At 47.1% G+C, this 14,892-nt stretch carries 16 protein-coding genes and 2 pseudogenes; 5 read left to right on the forward strand and 13 right to left on the reverse strand.

Annotated features, from left to right (window positions below; genetic code table 11):
- Nucleotides 1-116 precede the first annotated feature (116 nt).
- Entirely contained in the window at nt 117-863 is a 747-nt protein-coding gene (locus BS29_RS13615) for an SDR family oxidoreductase (RefSeq protein ID WP_229954182.1), read from the reverse strand.
- Between the two features lie 120 nt (nt 864-983).
- Nucleotides 984-1,400 (reverse strand): cupin domain-containing protein, encoded by a 417-nt coding sequence (locus BS29_RS13620; RefSeq protein WP_229954183.1) that lies wholly within the window; start codon nt 1,398-1,400, stop codon nt 984-986.
- A 310-nt stretch (nt 1,401-1,710) separates the two neighbouring features.
- Here BS29_RS13620 and BS29_RS13625 point away from each other — a divergent pair, with 310 nt between their 5' ends.
- A complete protein-coding gene (locus BS29_RS13625; protein WP_229954184.1) occupies nt 1,711-3,753 on the forward strand; it encodes a serine hydrolase in 2,043 nt (680 codons plus the stop codon).
- A gap of 113 nt (nt 3,754-3,866) precedes the next feature.
- Here BS29_RS13625 and BS29_RS13630 read toward each other — a convergent pair whose 3' ends face one another.
- On the reverse strand, nt 3,867-5,132 hold the full coding sequence (locus BS29_RS13630; RefSeq protein WP_229954185.1) for an FG-GAP repeat protein: 1,266 nt from the start codon (nt 5,130-5,132) through the stop codon (nt 3,867-3,869).
- A 341-nt stretch (nt 5,133-5,473) separates the two neighbouring features.
- Between BS29_RS13630 and BS29_RS17580 the strand changes: the two genes are divergently transcribed.
- Nucleotides 5,474-5,587, forward strand: a complete 114-nt coding sequence (locus tag BS29_RS17580) for a hypothetical protein (RefSeq protein ID WP_407673787.1) — start codon at nt 5,474-5,476, stop codon at nt 5,585-5,587.
- On the opposite strand, the gene BS29_RS13635 is transcribed toward BS29_RS17580, so the two are convergent.
- Nucleotides 5,573-5,800 carry a hypothetical protein gene (locus tag BS29_RS13635; protein WP_229954186.1) on the reverse strand — a complete coding sequence of 76 codons (228 nt, stop codon included), beginning with the start codon at nt 5,798-5,800 and terminating at the stop codon, nt 5,573-5,575. The two genes, BS29_RS17580 and BS29_RS13635, sit on opposite strands and share 15 nt — an antisense overlap.
- 130 nt (nt 5,801-5,930) lie before the next feature.
- Nucleotides 5,931-6,386, reverse strand: a complete 456-nt coding sequence (locus BS29_RS13640; protein WP_326838466.1) for a TonB-dependent receptor — start codon at nt 6,384-6,386, stop codon at nt 5,931-5,933.
- Nucleotides 6,387-6,647: 261 nt separating this feature from the next.
- Between BS29_RS13640 and BS29_RS17585 the strand changes: the two genes are divergently transcribed.
- Nucleotides 6,648-7,172, forward strand: a complete 525-nt coding sequence (locus BS29_RS17585; protein ID WP_425542151.1) for a hypothetical protein — start codon at nt 6,648-6,650, stop codon at nt 7,170-7,172.
- Here the strand turns inward: BS29_RS17585 and BS29_RS13645 are convergent.
- Nucleotides 7,074-7,373 (reverse strand): hypothetical protein, encoded by a 300-nt coding sequence (locus tag BS29_RS13645; RefSeq protein ID WP_229954187.1) that lies wholly within the window; start codon nt 7,371-7,373, stop codon nt 7,074-7,076. The two genes, BS29_RS17585 and BS29_RS13645, sit on opposite strands and share 99 nt — an antisense overlap.
- A 249-nt stretch (nt 7,374-7,622) precedes the next feature.
- Between BS29_RS13645 and BS29_RS17590 the strand changes: the two are divergent.
- Both BS29_RS17590 and BS29_RS17595 read left to right on the forward strand, forming a co-directional pair.
- Nucleotides 7,623-7,685 (forward strand): annotated as a pseudogene (locus BS29_RS17590) (hypothetical protein); the annotation flags it as partial.
- A 74-nt stretch (nt 7,686-7,759) separates the two neighbouring features.
- A pseudogene (locus BS29_RS17595) lies at nt 7,760-8,025 on the forward strand (integrase core domain-containing protein); the annotation flags it as partial.
- 159 nt (nt 8,026-8,184) lie between these two features.
- Here BS29_RS17595 and BS29_RS13655 read toward each other — a convergent pair.
- The 7 genes from BS29_RS13655 to BS29_RS13680 all read right to left on the reverse strand — a co-directional run bounded on the left by BS29_RS13655 (nt 8,185) and on the right by BS29_RS13680 (nt 14,693).
- The gene (locus BS29_RS13655) at nt 8,185-9,543 is read right to left on the reverse strand and encodes a hypothetical protein (RefSeq protein ID WP_229954189.1); all 1,359 of its coding nucleotides are present in this window, start codon (nt 9,541-9,543) and stop codon (nt 8,185-8,187) included.
- 77 nt (nt 9,544-9,620) lie between these two features.
- Complete coding sequence (locus BS29_RS17600) at nt 9,621-10,010, reverse strand: GtrA family protein (protein ID WP_343757531.1); 390 nt, start codon at nt 10,008-10,010, stop codon at nt 9,621-9,623.
- Complete coding sequence (locus tag BS29_RS13660) at nt 10,007-11,173, reverse strand: FAD-dependent oxidoreductase (protein WP_229954190.1); 1,167 nt, start codon at nt 11,171-11,173, stop codon at nt 10,007-10,009. Before BS29_RS13660 ends, BS29_RS17600 begins: the two co-directional genes overlap by 4 nt.
- Complete coding sequence (locus tag BS29_RS13665; RefSeq protein ID WP_229954191.1) at nt 11,174-11,998, reverse strand: glycosyltransferase family 2 protein; 825 nt, start codon at nt 11,996-11,998, stop codon at nt 11,174-11,176.
- 12 nt (nt 11,999-12,010) lie between these two features.
- Nucleotides 12,011-13,000: a hypothetical protein gene (locus tag BS29_RS13670; protein WP_229954192.1), complete on the reverse strand. Its 990-nt coding sequence runs from the start codon at nt 12,998-13,000 to the stop codon at nt 12,011-12,013.
- Nucleotides 12,997-13,839 (reverse strand): sugar phosphate isomerase/epimerase family protein, encoded by an 843-nt coding sequence (locus BS29_RS13675; RefSeq protein ID WP_229954193.1) that lies wholly within the window; start codon nt 13,837-13,839, stop codon nt 12,997-12,999. The genes BS29_RS13670 and BS29_RS13675 overlap by 4 nt, the downstream gene beginning before the upstream one ends.
- Nucleotides 13,836-14,693 (reverse strand): NAD-dependent epimerase/dehydratase family protein, encoded by an 858-nt coding sequence (locus BS29_RS13680; protein ID WP_229954194.1) that lies wholly within the window; start codon nt 14,691-14,693, stop codon nt 13,836-13,838. Before BS29_RS13680 ends, BS29_RS13675 begins: the two co-directional genes overlap by 4 nt.
- Between the last annotated feature and the right edge of the window lie 199 nt (nt 14,694-14,892).

Below are 14,892 nucleotides of genomic sequence, written 5' to 3' on the forward strand. Positions count from 1 at the left end.
AAATTTCATTTTCCAAGCGACTTTTCAAGCTACAGGGCGAACAGTCTATTGGCGTGGTCCCAGACATGGAAATCGAGACATAAGAACCGCGCAGACTGATTGTAGCGATTTTTCTACTACATTTTCACCGCAGCATTTCCACCGTCGGCCCATAGCGCGGAACCAGCTACAAAGCTTGCCATATCACTGGCCAGAAAGAGTGCGGCCTTGGCAATCTCTTCGGGTTCAGCGATCCGCTTCATGGCGTGTAAACTCGCCGCCCATTCCCGCTGTGCGGTGTCTCCGGCCATTGCTGTATTGGTTCCACCTGGCAGTAAGGTGTTGGCTCGGATATTCTGCTCAGCATAATCAGCGGTAATACCCTTAACCAACCCCATCAGAGCAGCCTTGGTCGTTCCATAAGCCGCCATTCCGGGAAGGCCTACGCTGTTTCCAACGAAACTGCTGGTAAAGATTAGCGAGCCGCCACCTCTTTCCAGCATCGCCGGAATTTGGGCGCGTGCGCCAAGAAAAGCGGCGGTTAGATTGACTGCGACAATGTCCAACCATTCAGAGTCTAATATCTCTGCAAGTGGCTTGGCGGGGCCTATCGTACCGGCATTGTTGAAAGCGATATCGAGACCGCCAAATTCGCTTTGAGCTGCAGCAACAAGCTCTTGTTGCGTACGATCATCCGCTGCATCTCCTTCGATGGCAATTGCCTCTCTACCATTGGACCTCATCTCGGCGAGAAGCGCGTCCAACGGCGCTGCTCGACGCGCGTTAAGTACGAGCTTCGCACCAGCGGCCGCAAAAATATGTGCTGCCGAACGACCAATGCCCGAGCTGGCACCTGTAATTATGGCGATTTTTCCTGATAACATGCAGTTGCTTCCTTTGACCCAGTGTTGAGGATCGCTGGATAGAGACAGGTCAAAATTGATGCATCCTATATCTTGTGATCAAACTGAATAACGCGATTGACCTTGGATCCATCAATGGATTCAATTCAGGCCAGGCTGCCAGTCGGGCGGTGCCATTTCAAAATTGGCGAAATCAAACCCCGGGGCAACGGTGCATCCAACAAGTGTCCAAGCCCCCAAACTCCTGGCCATTTGCCAACACCCTGCAGGCACAACAACCATTGGTCTTTCATTTTTTTCAAAACTCAGGCCCAGTTGATGTTTTTCAAAACTACTGCCATCCGATGAAAGCATCAGCTCCAAGGCATCTCCCGCATAGTGATGCCAAAGCTCTGCGCTGCCGTGTACTCTGTGCCAGTGGGAATGTTCGCCCTCCTCCAGCAAGAAGAAAATTGCTGTGGAGGCATCATCACGGAAAGTTTCGACATAGTGTCCACCCTCTGGGTGAGGTTTCATATCCAGTTGTCTAATAATATCAGCGGCGCGCATTTGGTTCATAGGACTCTTCTTTTTTGGGAATTGGTTCAACCATCTTAGGATAGGTCTCATCATCATTGCCAGCGATCGTGACAGGTATTTCTAGCTCAAGCTATATTGGTAAATAGCTAAACTCTCAAAGAGCCCCAATGGGGTGGTGCTTGACAAGTTCTCCCTTCGATGATTGTATTCTATTACTAAAATATTGAATACAATCATCGAAGGGGCGTTGAAAGTGTTTGCGGTGGATAAGACGAGACCCGATTTTCTGATAGGAATAGTCGTCTGCGCCCAGAAAAAGTGACCTAATGAAGCCTTCTTGGAGATTGATATGACCACCCGACCGAAGTTTCAGAAGTTAATGGCAGTCGCCTTATTCCTCAGTTTAAGCGGCGTTGCCGCAGCAGGAGAAAATACTAAAGCAAGTGACAGCCTTGCGCCCGAGGCCACAGAAGAAGAAGTTGCGCTCTCATTCAGCGATGTTCCTTACCTGGAGAAAGCCTTTATCGATACAGCGCCGTCCGACAGAAAAGACTCTATTGCGGTTGGTAAATTGGGTGTGGATGGCGGTAACAAGGACATCATCACCAAGTTGGCTCAGGAAATCGCTGCGGGCGAGCACGGTAGTTATGATAGCCTGCTCATTGCGCACAAGGGCAAGCTCCTGTTTGAATCCTACTACGCCCGCGGACGTGTTGATTTGCCGCATTTTCAAGCTTCAACAACCAAGGCCTATACAAATCTGGCTATCGGCCGAGCAATCCAGATGGGATATTTGACGACGGCAGATCTGAACAGGCCGATTGTCAGCTTTTTGAACAATCTGGACCCCACGAGGTTTGTAGAAGGTGCTGATAAGATCACCCTTCACAAGGCGATGACTATGCGCTCTGGACTGCGTATCAGTAAAGAGCAGAGGGACGAACTCAACCAAGATTCTGGCCAGCTGGTCGGTCAAAATCAGGTCCAAGCCTATCTTGAGCGCAGCGCAGCCATCTCTGCGGATTCTCAGAGCTTTCTCTATCAAGGATCCGATCCACAATTGGTGATGCAAGTGCTCGACGCCGTGGTGCCTGGCACAGCCAAGGATTTTATCAAGACTGAAGTTTTGGATAAAATCGGCATCCCCGATCATGGTTGGCGTATGGATGTGAGTGGCTTACCGAGGGGGCCTTCCGGAGCAAAAATGACATCGCGCGATATGGTCAAGTGGGGACTTCTGGTCCGGAACAAAGGCAAATGGAATGGTGAACAGCTCATTCCAGAGAGGTTTATCGCTAGGTCAACAAACAGCATTGTCCGCATAGGAAACGACGACATCTTTTTCACCGGAAATAATGTCTCCAATCCCGGCTATGGTTATTATTGGTGGCAGGCAGAAATGAAAGTTGGCGACAGGATCTATTTCACAAGATCCGCGCAAGGCGGCGGTGGCCAATATATCATTTTGATTGATGAGTTGGATCTCATGGTTGTTACTACCGGCCATGAAAGAGACGACAAAACCATGCAGATTACGGCAGATAGAATACTGCCTGCCTTTACCAATCAAGCTGCCAAATCTGATGTGGGTCGCGGAAAGACTGAATCTACAGAACTCAGGGGGCCATATCTCGGGCAAACACCCCCAGGTTCAACGCCCAAAGTTTTTGCACCCGGAATTGTCTCGACAGAGCATCGTGATTTCAGCCCCTTTTTCTCTCCCGATATGAAGGAATTCTATTTTACAAGGAAAAATCTCGGGTCTGACAAATGGTCGCTCATTTCTTACAGATCAGAAAATAATCGATGGCGCGAGTCTGTCATAAGGCCAAGAGTGTGGCGCCCGAACATCTCGCCAGATGGTAAGACAATGCATTTGGGTAAATATTATATGGAGCGTATTGGCGATGGCTGGTCAGAAATAAAAAGCCTTGGCCCTATGTTTGACCGGGAAGACTTGGGTATCATGCGTTTATCCGCATCCGCCAGCGGCACCTATATCCTTGACGACTACAAAGGAGACAATGTTATTCGCATTTCCACGCTCAAGGATGGTAAACGCGAAGAACCCAGACCGCTTGGCAAAGAGATAAACACCGGAAAGTTGAATGCCCATCCCTTCATCGCGCCCAATGAATCCTACATAATCTGGGATGGAGAAAGAGATGGGGGATTTGGCGGGATTGACCTGTGGATCAGTTTCAAACAGCAAGATGGCTCTTGGGGTGAGGCAATAAATATGGGCCCGGAAATCAATACGGCCGGCCGGGAAGCCAGTGCGTATGTCACCCCGGATGGGAAATATCTTTTCTTTAATAGAACCATACGCCCAAAAGAAGGGGATATCTATTGGGTAGACGCTCAGGTTATTGAGAATCTCCGGCATAAATAAACGGTGCAAGAATTGAACAATTTCCCGACCGGCGTGGTCTAGAGTTTATCGATTGCACAGGTGTCCGAAGAGTACTTTTCGAAAGCCAATTAATCTCCTGGTTTTTGAAAGATTTAATCACGGCTGATATCAAATATATAGGCTGAGCCCGATTCATTGCCTTGGTCATCATTGCGAGCAGCCGCAACGAGTGCAGCGCTCTCAGAGAGAGCAACGCTCCAACCAAATAGATCACCAGCCGCGCCATCGGCGGCAGTGAGCTTGGTCTGAAGGTTCCAGACTTTACCAGAGCGTTTGAACAAATAGGCTTCACCGGAGTTATCACCTCGATCGTCTCGATGCATTGCGCCAATTAGTGCGATATCTCCGGAAAGCCCAACATCGCGACCAAATCTGTCGTCCGCTACCCCATCAGGGGCAGTGAGCTTCGCTTCTTGACGCCAGATATTCCCGGTACGCGTAAAAATATAGACCGCACCGGCATCAACACCCATTGCTTCATCATCGTCTCGGCGAGCCGAGATTAAAGCAGTATCACCAGACAGGGCGACCCGAACGCCAAAAATATCGGTTTGTGCACCATCGGCAGCGATAAGTTTGGCCTGCTGGTTCCAGCTATTCCCAGTACGCGTAAAAACATATGCAGCACCGGCATCAATTGCTTTTTCATCGTTCAAATCCGCACCGACCAGTATGGTATTGTGAGAAACGGCGACGCTGATTCCAAAAAGGTCGCCTTCTGCGCCATCGGCGGCTGTAAGTTTTGCTTGTTGGTACCAAGTGGTTCCGGAGCGCGTAAACACATAAACCGAACCAGAGCCAATGCCTTTGTCATCATCATGCGGAGCACCAATTACAAGGGTATCGCCGGAAATTGCAATGCTCTGGCCAAATGCATCGCCCTCAGCACCATCAGCCGCGATGAGTTTCATTTGCTGGCTCCAGGTCGTCCCGGAACGAACAAAAACATAAGCTGCGCCCGAGTTATCACCATTCTGATCGTCGCCAATCGCGCCGGCTACTGCCGTTTCCCCCGAAATCGCGACATTACCTCCCAGCGTGTCGCTTGGAGCCCCGTCACTAGCGGTAAGTTTGGCCTGTTGGCGCCAGTCGGCCTCGCTGCGTACGAAAATATAGACTGCGCCGGCATCTACACCGATATCTTCATCGTCAGCTCTAAATGCTCCAGCGACTGCGGTATCACCAGAGATCGCCACACTGAAGCCGAAAAAATCTTCCGATGCGCCGTCTTCAGCAAGCAACTTTTGCTGTTCTATCGGGTTCGCTGCAAGCGTTGGAGCATGAATCAAAGAAAGCATTATCATGAAGATGATCGCGCCACGATTTGTAATCGATCGAAGAATAACACTGATCGTCATATTCTAGACCTTAAAATTATTTAGAGGGTTCATATCTATTTATGCCGTAAATTAAGCCGAATTAGAACAGCCGCTTTGGGAGCAGACTTTGGTATTTGTATAGATTGGCAACCAGGAGAGGAAGCCGATTCTCAACTGTAAACTTGAAAAACTTTAGAAGCAGAGCTGTTCAGGATTTACTGCTGTGATAACATCATTATCACGATTTTTTGGGAATTATCACTTGAATCGAACAACTCACGTCAAAAGCGAAGAGGAGATTTAGCCCTGAAGTCCGTCGGTCCATGAAACTCGACAGCGCAGCGCAATTGATCGCAACAGATGGCATGTCAAGGCTTTCGATGGAAGCCATTGACCAGAAGGTGGATGTCAGCAGATCGCTGATGTATAAGTATTTTATTAGCCTATCGCACCTTTTTAGAGAATTGCTGAAACGTGAGCTAACCATCCGGTAGAAACATCAAGTCGCTGTGGCGGAAAAAGCCAATACATTTGAAGAACTGGTTCGCAGTACAACGCATGTCTATCTCAGCTCTCTCTACATGAGGCAAATTCCCGACACTTGCCAATGAAAGCACCAGCATATCATCCGAGTGTACTTTTTGTTTCCTCAGCATTTTTTTGACGAAGACTCGATCACCCTGCCTCCAGATAATCTGCGCCATCATGGTCACTCGCGCATTTATCCTTAGGAATTTCTCCGAAACTTTTCATGTTTAATAACGCTCCCAGAGGTCAAAAAATAGCCCTATACATAAGATCCCAGGCTGTCCTCGGAGAGAAGCTAATTTCTAGTCATCAAAAGCGGATGGTCGCTTCAACCCCATAAGTGCGCGGTTCCAAAATAACGAATTCCCGGAAACGCCCGACTAGTCGCCCAGCCGAGAGCGCACGCGTAATGTCATCATTGTTGAACAGATTCTTCACATATCCGCGGATTTCCGAGTTGCCGCCATCAGGTGCGAGCAGCAGCTTGAGATCGGTCTGGCCATAGCCATCAAAAATATCGATCGGCTTGCTGAAGATCGAACTTGCAAATTCGCTCTGTAGATAATGGTCGATACGCGGGGTCAATACCCAATCGCCTACCGGGATTTCATATTGCGCCCCAATCGCGATCTTGATGTCAGGGGAAAAGGGTAGAGAATTCCGATCAACATCCTTCAGCACACCCGCGGCTGTGACGTCAGCATCAACCGTGCCCGGCGCAGAACCAAAAGGATCGGTTTCATCGATCGAAGCAAAATCTCTCACCCCGGCATTGAGGTAGGAGAAGCTGCCGTCAACTTGAAAACGATCGCTCGGACGAACGGCAAATTCTGCTTCGACGCCTCAGACTGTGGCGTCTGTATTAACCGTCAGTGCGGCAGTTGCGGTCGTTTGACCGATTTGCAGATCCTTATGGTCATAGTAAAATGCCAACACGCTTCCAGTGAAACTGCCATCGATTGATGAATCCTTGATTCCTACCTCGAACGCATTCAGAAATTCGGGATCAAGGAAGAAGCCAGTGATATGAGTAGTTCTGGCCCGTTTAACTTGCGCTCTGGCATTCCTTATGATGTCGGAGCGACAATACGTGCTGGCACGTTGACAACGCGCGGCAGTCTAACTTTCCTAAGCTCCACCATGGACAGCAAGGTCCGGGCGTTTGATATTCGGACTGGTGAAGCAAAATGGAAAGCGGATTTGCCTAGCAACGGACAATCCACGCCAATGTCTTATCGTGATCGTTCCCAACCCAACCTGGCGATACCCCAGAGACCTTGCGGCAAACCAATATCTCGACTCGTAGGATGTGCGATATGGCAAAGGCGCCTATGTAATTGCCTATGCATTAGACAAAGATTGAACCCTAACCACGGATTGATTTCGTCCAAATCCAGCGATACCAAAAAAATAGGAAAAAATGTTGCGCGGTGCAGTCTTTCTAGAACGGGTCTAGCGCAGTTTTCCCTGTTGCTTCGCTTTTGCAGGGAAATAGATCCAATCTTCCGCTTTGTTGATCAAAGGCACACTATCAAACGCATGAATATCTAGGAATTCAAGGCTCAACATCGAAGATCTTCTCCCAATAATAATAGAGAAGCATAAACGCATTAACAGGAAAATATTCTCTGAATAACAGAGAATTCGAACCAAACCACAGGCTGTGTTTGGTATGTCATTCTGCCAGATGCGGGAGCCAACATATGTTATAGAAGCAGCATAACCAGCAACAATTCGAGATATTTTTGCCATTAGCGGCGTCGCACTTCTTGATCTTATAGCCTGGGAGCCTGCTAGGTATGTCGAAGGCTCTCCAGCCTAAAGGTCGTAGGCACCGACTTGCTCGGTTTACTAACTCCTCGATCACCAAGGATCAGGTGTGAAGTCGAAAGCGGAGGCGTACCGTGGACGACTTCCGGAGAGACACATAACGTGTCCAGAGGAACGATATATAAAGAAACCAGCATATGGCACCAGGATTCAAAAGGTTGCACGCAAGAAATGGACGACAGTGGTCGGTGGTTGCTGGATATAAATGGCAGTGTTCGAAAGCTCATCGGAAAGCACGTGGCCGTTGAGGGTAAGCGTATCGAGTTTGATCTGATCTATGTCGACCGGATTTGGCATCTAGGAAAGCTATTGCGACGGATTTGGTTGACCGGCTCAAGGACCGGAAGATGCATCACGTACGGTGGGCATCTTTTACAGGACGAAGATCGAGAGATGGCATCAGACCCTCACAAACCGCACCTTGCTGGAAAACGATTATCTGCCAGACGTTCTGAAAAAACAGGTCGAGGCGTTCGTCGAGCATAAAAATCACCGCCGCTACCACTAAAGCCTGAAAAACGTAACACCTGCCGATACCTACTTCGGCAGGGCAGCATCAATCATCAAACAACAGATAGCCGCTTGCTTCATCAAAAACAAGCTGCTTACTATCAACCAGACGATGCCAAGCACTCATCAAAGTGAAGAACGCATCTGCCTCACCAACGCTGACGGGGAACAGTTATTTGCAATAAATCCAGTTTGTTGATTTCTTATCGTATTCGAGCTGATATTATTTGATATTCTCCTGTTTCCATAGCTGTTTCTGGATAATCACGATAGCTCCCAGAATGACTGCAAAAATTGCCCAGTAGTAATATCTGAAGTCTGGAGCTTGACCGAAAATAAAATGGGGAGCCAGATACAAAAAGCCTGAACCTGACAATGCCAGCAATACACACCCTTCAGACATCGCACGGGATTTAATTCCGAATAACAATAATATGAACAACCCAATTATCCAGAACCATCCATACATAAAGGGCCATTTCTCCCACAATAATATCCATCGATGCATTGTCGTTGAAGGCACAGGATATGCAGTTTCTACCCCAGCTTGCCTTGCCGGCTGAGGGAAATGTACTTCGCGAAGGTAATAGCCGCGCTCACGACCGATATGCATGAAATTAATGCCAAAGAAAAAGCGGTGCTTGATATAGGCCACTGGATTTTCAGTTACGGACTTTAGCCAGCCCGACTTCAGATCATCCATGGCTGCCGGATTTGATTTTCGCAGTATAATATTGCCGTCAGGGTTCGTGAACAAGATCGATTTAATATCATCAGGTTGGTAGTGTGAAAGTTGGCGTTCCAGATTTGGATTGTCCAGCATAAGGCTGCTCGGTAAAGCAGGATTGCCCCCAAAATATTTGATGCCGGCCAGATCATGTACCATCGCCCTCGAATACGGGTCTGAATAGCTTGGTTTTAAGATTGCTTCATGCGTGATCGCCTTGCCAACGAAAAACAAACCAAAGATAGCGACAACTATGGTGGCATTTGCGATCAATTTTCGCTCTTTTTTGTACGTAATTAGAAAAATGAGCGGAAGCACTGCTAAAACCGCGTTACCACGTACCATCCATCCATACCAAAGCAGGATCAGAAGAAGCAGGCTGTAGCGGCGCGCTTTCTGTGGGAAAAATATCGCAATGATGGAAACAAAGAACCAAGGCAGCGCATTATGCACATCCTTCCAGATAACGCCGGCAAAATTGATACAAAATGGCGCAACTGCACATATGCCAGTGGCCAAAGCCAGCTTATGCGTGCCTTCTTGCTCAAGCTTCGTGAACAGAAGGAACCAGCATGTGAAATATAAGAGTAGTTGCAAAAAGAGTAATGGTTGAGGGCCACCCTTGAGTGGTAGTAACAGGCTCCAAAGTAAGGCCATTGCGGGCGGGTGGTGTTCATCGAATTGGAAAGTTTTTGCTTGTGCATATTGTTCGTAACTGTCCGGGGACATGGTTCCGGGATAAAATCCATACCAAGCCAGTATTGCGAGAAGTAGAAATATGACAAAGGCGACAGTAGGCCTTTTATAATCATATCGCTCTTGTTTGCTTGAATTTTGTGGCAGCCCATCATGCATTACTAATACGTAACCATGGCTGGATGTTCAGTGCCTAGGAACAAGCCCCAATCCTTGAAACTGTGTAAATAAAGATTTCACATACGCCTGAATACTAGTTTTAACAAGGCATAGTTAAGGACAAAAGAGGCGACTATCGAAGCAAAAAGGCGCAAGAGATCTGGCAAGGCACCATCAGCAATCCATAGGCCTGAGACAAATATAATCACAACTCTGACGATCAATACGCCAATTGCGCCAATGTAAGTTTTGAGTAGGCGGCTTATGGAAAATGAGGCTTGGCCGTTTTCAAAAACCCAAAATTCGAAAAAAAGATAGTTGCAAGCAACGGCGACAAGGAAACCGACAGAGGCAGCTACCTCAAGGGAAAGCTGGAATTGAGATCGCAATATGATGGAAACTGCGAGATCGATTACAAGGCCGACAATGACAGCAAGGAGATATCGCAGATTACGGTTGCTGCTCATATCGGATTTTGCGGAAATAACAGGCTCAGATTCGCTCCCTTCCACTTTGGTTCAACCTGAGGAAGGATTTCAAAAAAGTCATAAATATTGTCGATTTTTGCGCCCATGATTGAGATAAGGTTTGGAGCATCGCTATGTTGATGGAACAAAATTGGGCGCCCATCATCTCGTTCATTTTTGGCCAGAACCGTTTTGATCTCAAACAATGATTTTTCATAAAGCGCCCCGTGAAAGCATGGCATGTAACGCTGTGCATCATTTACCATATGTCGCCACCTGCTATCCTTTGGCAGCTTTTTCATGTAAATGTCTGGCGAAATTGCTTTCCCATCATCCATCCAGCTATAGTGCGGTGTATAACGGACATGAGTAAGCGAATGGAGGTTCTCGGAAGGATAAGGCATAGAAGACCAGAATGGGCCATCCATAATAGTAATTGCCAGTTCCTCAAGTTCCTCGGGTGGCGTTATCAGTGCAAGTTCGGCCATTTCATATTTTAATTCTATCGGAGCCAGGCCGCTATTTAAAAGAATATTATTGATATTGGCATAAGTTACATTGAAAGCATTTTTTGCCAGAATTGATTTTTCACCTGGCAGGAATATCCTCAAACCAGCCTGCTTCGAATTTATATTTTCAACGCGTTGATTCAGCATTACATCAATCTTTGCCTGCTCGAGACGTTCAAGCAGTTGATCTCTTATCTTCGACCAATCAAAAGCAAACTCCTGACAAAGGAAAGCTTGTTCGATCAGTTCGTCGTTAAACAAAGCGCTTTGTTGCGGTTTGGCCGGGTAAATTGGTGCAGACATATCTGCATACATTTTGTGAAATCGGCCTGCTGAGACTTTCGAACGTTTGCGTGCAATCGCATACACCATTGAGAAATCATCGATAACGGCCCCGGAAAAGTCTTTAGCGAAACGCGATTGTAAAGTTTTTGACCGCAAGGCTGTTACGAAACTGCGAGGATAGTGAAAGCCGCTGTGTACGCGCGCCTGATTTATCCTCGAGGCGCGGTTCATTATGCCGTAATCTGCCTCTATAAGCGCAACACGATCACTTTTGCTGGCAAGGAATAGAGCGAGGCAGCAGCCATAGAAACCACCGCCGATCACAACTGCGTCATAGTCTGTGGTTTCTGGTTTGGAAGATACGGCCACCTAGCTTGACCTTGATTTGGGATTATATGAACCAAGTAGAGCTTTGAACAGAACCAGCAAAAGATCGAATAGTGGTGCAAGGCCGCGTATCTTGGTCGGAACAGGCTCCTGAGCGGGATACACCCGGCTGGTGGGGATCTCTGTAACAGCGTATCCTAGCTGACTGGCGCGGACCGTCAGATAGGCAAGCAACTCATATTTTTTAAAAATATCTCTGAAAGGCTGGGTTTTTTGATCGAGCAAGAATTCTCGCGAATAGGCACGGAAGCCTTGTGTCGTATCCGTGAACCAGTGTCTGGCGGCCAGGCTTTGCAACGGCGCATGAACAAACCTTATGGCGCAGTAGCGCAACCAGGGAATATTCTTGCTTCGTCCGCCATTTATGAATCTTGACGCTTGGGCATAAGCATAGCCCTTGTCGAGCGCGTCCATAAATTTGGGAATTGCATCGACCCCGTCTTTATCATTGCCATCGATGGTAATGATCCCTTCATAGCCTTCCGAAAGTGCCCAGGCATATCCACACCTTAGCTGAGCAGATAATTTGCCGGGCCCGGTTTTCACTAAGAGCGCGCGCACGCCTTCTTGTTCAAGAAAATCAAGGGCTAATGATCCATCTGTGGATCCGCCATCGACAATTACAGTATCGATGGCATCGCATATACCTTGCTGCTTCATCTTGCGAAGTTGGGATTGTATCCGACCACCTTCGTTGATGACAGGAATGATAATCGCATATTTTGATGTTTTATCACCCAGCAAGGTTGTTTGAAAACCCGGCAGTTGCCATTCCGGGTTGAGCGAAGCATCGGTTCCGGTCATCATTATCCGATGCTCTTATCTGAGGCGGGAGCCATCATAATCATCAACTTCTACGTTAAGATCGCTCGTTTGATCAAAGAAACTGGTATTGGATATTTCGTCACGAATGAGCCCTTCATCGGAACCACGTAGCCGATCATAAATACCAGCCAAGCCCATGCATAACAGGCCTAGTGCCAATGCGATGAAGACCACAGAGCCAGATTGTACGATGGCAGTAGAAAACCAGCCATCTTGTACATTATCAACAGTGAACAAGACCACGCATGCATATATTGCGTATGTCATGGCTAGAATAACGACGAAACACGAAAAGACGGCAAAGCCTCGCAGAATTCTTGGTGCTGAATTTGTGATAAGTTCAAACACCAATTCAAAGCGATCCGACATGGTCGATCGGCTTTGCAGAGAGGTCGGATAGTCCGTTTTCTTGTGTATATAGTTTTCGTTACTCTGCTTCGGTTCAAATACCAGATCGACAGTTGCTGTGGGTGTATTGAGAATCTTTCCGAGCGAAACTCTAGCAATGCCAATCGTCCTCATAACGCGCGCATTGACTTTATATTTTGATACTGCTGCCAAGATAGCATGAAATATGGGCATAGCGATGCGCCTTTTGGCGCGCCACGATAGAATGATGTCGCCAGTTTCATATACTTCTTCTGCGATCTCGGCGAGGCATATATATTCCAGTTCGCGAAAGGATGAAAGAAGCACAACATCACCAATTGTTTCTGATGCAACCAATATGCGGCGGCGATAAAAGCTGAGATCATTGCTAACTACAATGATGCGCAGATTGCTAATTCTTGAAATTGCCGTAGCTTGGAGATCGAGCTTCGAATGGTCCCTCTCATCGACGGCATAGACAATCTCGGAATAACGGAATTTCTTTGAAATTTGCTTTGACAGTTCCTCCAGCTTTGACAAGTCATCGGCAATAGTGCCCTCTTGAATTAGGCCAATAGAAACCAGAAAGTCTTCCCGTTGCATAACGTCGGTCATTTGGCCCCCAGCCGCTTCAATATTTCCGAGCAGTCTTTTAAAGACTTTTCTACCACAGCCAATCCGCTGTTTTCATTGACCAGCATTTCTATAGAAAACCATTTCGAGTAGCCTTTGCAAATGATTTCCAATGCGATTTCTGAAAACACTGCCTTATCTTTTGGGACAGGTTTCAAATCAGGTTCACTTATGTGGATATGCGAAATTTTGGAGGCGGCACTTTCATACAGCTGACCAGTGTTTTTCACTTCATCATTCATCTGGAGCGCCCCAATATCGAAATTTGCAGTAATGGCCGGATGGTCGACCTGCTCAACAAAATCGATCACTTGCTGCGTCGTATTCAAGAAATTTGTGCCATATTCTGCTGGATTGGCCTCAATAGCAAGTGTTACACCGAACCGGTCAGCATAGTCGCCTAGCTCATAAAAAATGTCTTTCGCGCAGGCCGTTGCATCCAAAACGGACATACTTTCCGGAATTACTCTGTTTTTGGGGGATCCTACTACCAAGTTTGGGATATTAACCTGCTTTGCAAGCTGAGTGGCATTTTTCAGGCCAACCTTGAAATTTCTCTGTTCATCTATGCTGCCAAAAAGAAAGGCATCGTCTGCGCCGAATAGCAACGATTGCATGGATACAGGGCAAATATCGTATTTTGAAAGCAAAGACAGAAATCTCTCGATCGCCTCATCGGAAGGAGCAAAAGGGTTCGGTTCTTTGTAAAAGGCCAAGGAAGGTGCGATTTCCAAACCGCGCGCACCATATTTCTGCATGATACCTAGAGCGTCTTCCAGCTTCTCCGCGGGCCATGCAATGTTTGAAATTGCAAGTTTCATTCTGGATCTCTGAATTCAGCACAGAAACGTCTCAAGTCGTTTAGGGTTTCATACTTCTCGTATAAATAATGCCCGCTCGTTCCAAAAATATCAGTGTGATCTGAGCGCACATCTTCGTTAACAGCAGCAGCTTCTGTGTTATTGAATTCCTTACCAGTTAAAAATCTATAGATCTCTCCGGCCTGAGCAGGCGCTGAACATATATTCAGCACATTAATATCATGCGCGATCATACGGTCGATGTCATCGGCTAGTTTTTCCAGGTTGTAATATTGAAAACGGCTTTGACTGTTTGTGAACTGTGTCGCGAGAAAATTTTCATCCCAGAATGCTTCTATCAGTGCCTTGGCGATCTTGCTGTCTTTATACTCATCACGCTTGTAGGCCCACATGTCGATATCGGAATTATAACAATACGCCTGTTGCAGGAAGACACCTTCTTTTGCCGGAAATGCTTGCAGCAACGAATCAAACTTGGCCGGTTTTATGAATGAAGGCTCCGGGTTTAGAATATCGAAAATAAAATTCTTCTTGAGGCCTGAGCCAAATAAAGCTGGAAGGCGAATGATATGTATGCTGTGAAATTTTGAAGCAAGTTCCACCTCCAATTCTCGGCGGTTAAGGCCATAGGCACTCTGCTTCTCGAAATTGGCGTTGCTCTCAGTATATCCTGCAGAAACGTCGTCAAAGACACCAATGGTTGATATCAACACTAGGCAACCAATGTCTGCGCTGCATATGGCATCTGCCAACTGTTGCAGATTGTGCATATCTGCTTGTGGGTTTGCATTGGCGGCCCACATTATTGCCGGTGCTCCAGCACAAACCACAAGGTCAAATTTCTGACCTTTCATTTCTGCAATATTTGCGGAGTTATATAGCTGATCGAATGACCTTGACCGCAGGAGGTTGCCTCCAACGAACCCTGTATATCCAATAAGTGCTGAACGTACCCGCGTGCTCATAGGCTAATTTGTTTATTGACCCCTTATGCCACTATTAGGCGCAAAATGCTTCAATGCTACAAAATTTATAAAGCAACTACAGCTACTT

The organism is Parasphingorhabdus litoris DSM 22379, from assembly GCF_020906275.1.
GTDB classification, from domain to species: Bacteria; Pseudomonadota; Alphaproteobacteria; order Sphingomonadales; family Sphingomonadaceae; genus Parasphingorhabdus; species Parasphingorhabdus litoris.

Coding starts and splice junctions, on each gene's coding strand:
- BS29_RS13615 (WP_229954182.1), bottom strand. CDS start 863: ATGTTATCAGGAAAAATCGCCATAATTACAGGTGCCAGCTCGGGCATT.
- BS29_RS13620 (WP_229954183.1), bottom strand. CDS start 1,400: ATGAACCAAATGCGCGCCGCTGATATTATTAGACAACTGGATATGAAA.
- BS29_RS13625 (WP_229954184.1), top strand. CDS start 1,711: ATGACCACCCGACCGAAGTTTCAGAAGTTAATGGCAGTCGCCTTATTC.
- BS29_RS13630 (WP_229954185.1), bottom strand. CDS start 5,132: ATGACGATCAGTGTTATTCTTCGATCGATTACAAATCGTGGCGCGATC.
- BS29_RS17580 (WP_407673787.1), top strand. CDS start 5,474: ATGGAAGCCATTGACCAGAAGGTGGATGTCAGCAGATCGCTGATGTAT.
- BS29_RS13635 (WP_229954186.1), bottom strand. CDS start 5,800: ATGATGGCGCAGATTATCTGGAGGCAGGGTGATCGAGTCTTCGTCAAA.
- BS29_RS17585 (WP_425542151.1), top strand. CDS start 6,648: ATGAGTAGTTCTGGCCCGTTTAACTTGCGCTCTGGCATTCCTTATGAT.
- BS29_RS13645 (WP_229954187.1), bottom strand. CDS start 7,373: ATGGCAAAAATATCTCGAATTGTTGCTGGTTATGCTGCTTCTATAACA.
- BS29_RS13655 (WP_229954189.1), bottom strand. CDS start 9,543: ATGCATGATGGGCTGCCACAAAATTCAAGCAAACAAGAGCGATATGAT.
- BS29_RS17600 (WP_343757531.1), bottom strand. CDS start 10,010: ATGAGCAGCAACCGTAATCTGCGATATCTCCTTGCTGTCATTGTCGGC.
- BS29_RS13665 (WP_229954191.1), bottom strand. CDS start 11,998: ATGATGACCGGAACCGATGCTTCGCTCAACCCGGAATGGCAACTGCCG.
- BS29_RS13670 (WP_229954192.1), bottom strand. CDS start 13,000: ATGACCGACGTTATGCAACGGGAAGACTTTCTGGTTTCTATTGGCCTA.
- BS29_RS13675 (WP_229954193.1), bottom strand. CDS start 13,839: ATGAAACTTGCAATTTCAAACATTGCATGGCCCGCGGAGAAGCTGGAA.
- BS29_RS13680 (WP_229954194.1), bottom strand. CDS start 14,693: ATGAAAGGTCAGAAATTTGACCTTGTGGTTTGTGCTGGAGCACCGGCA.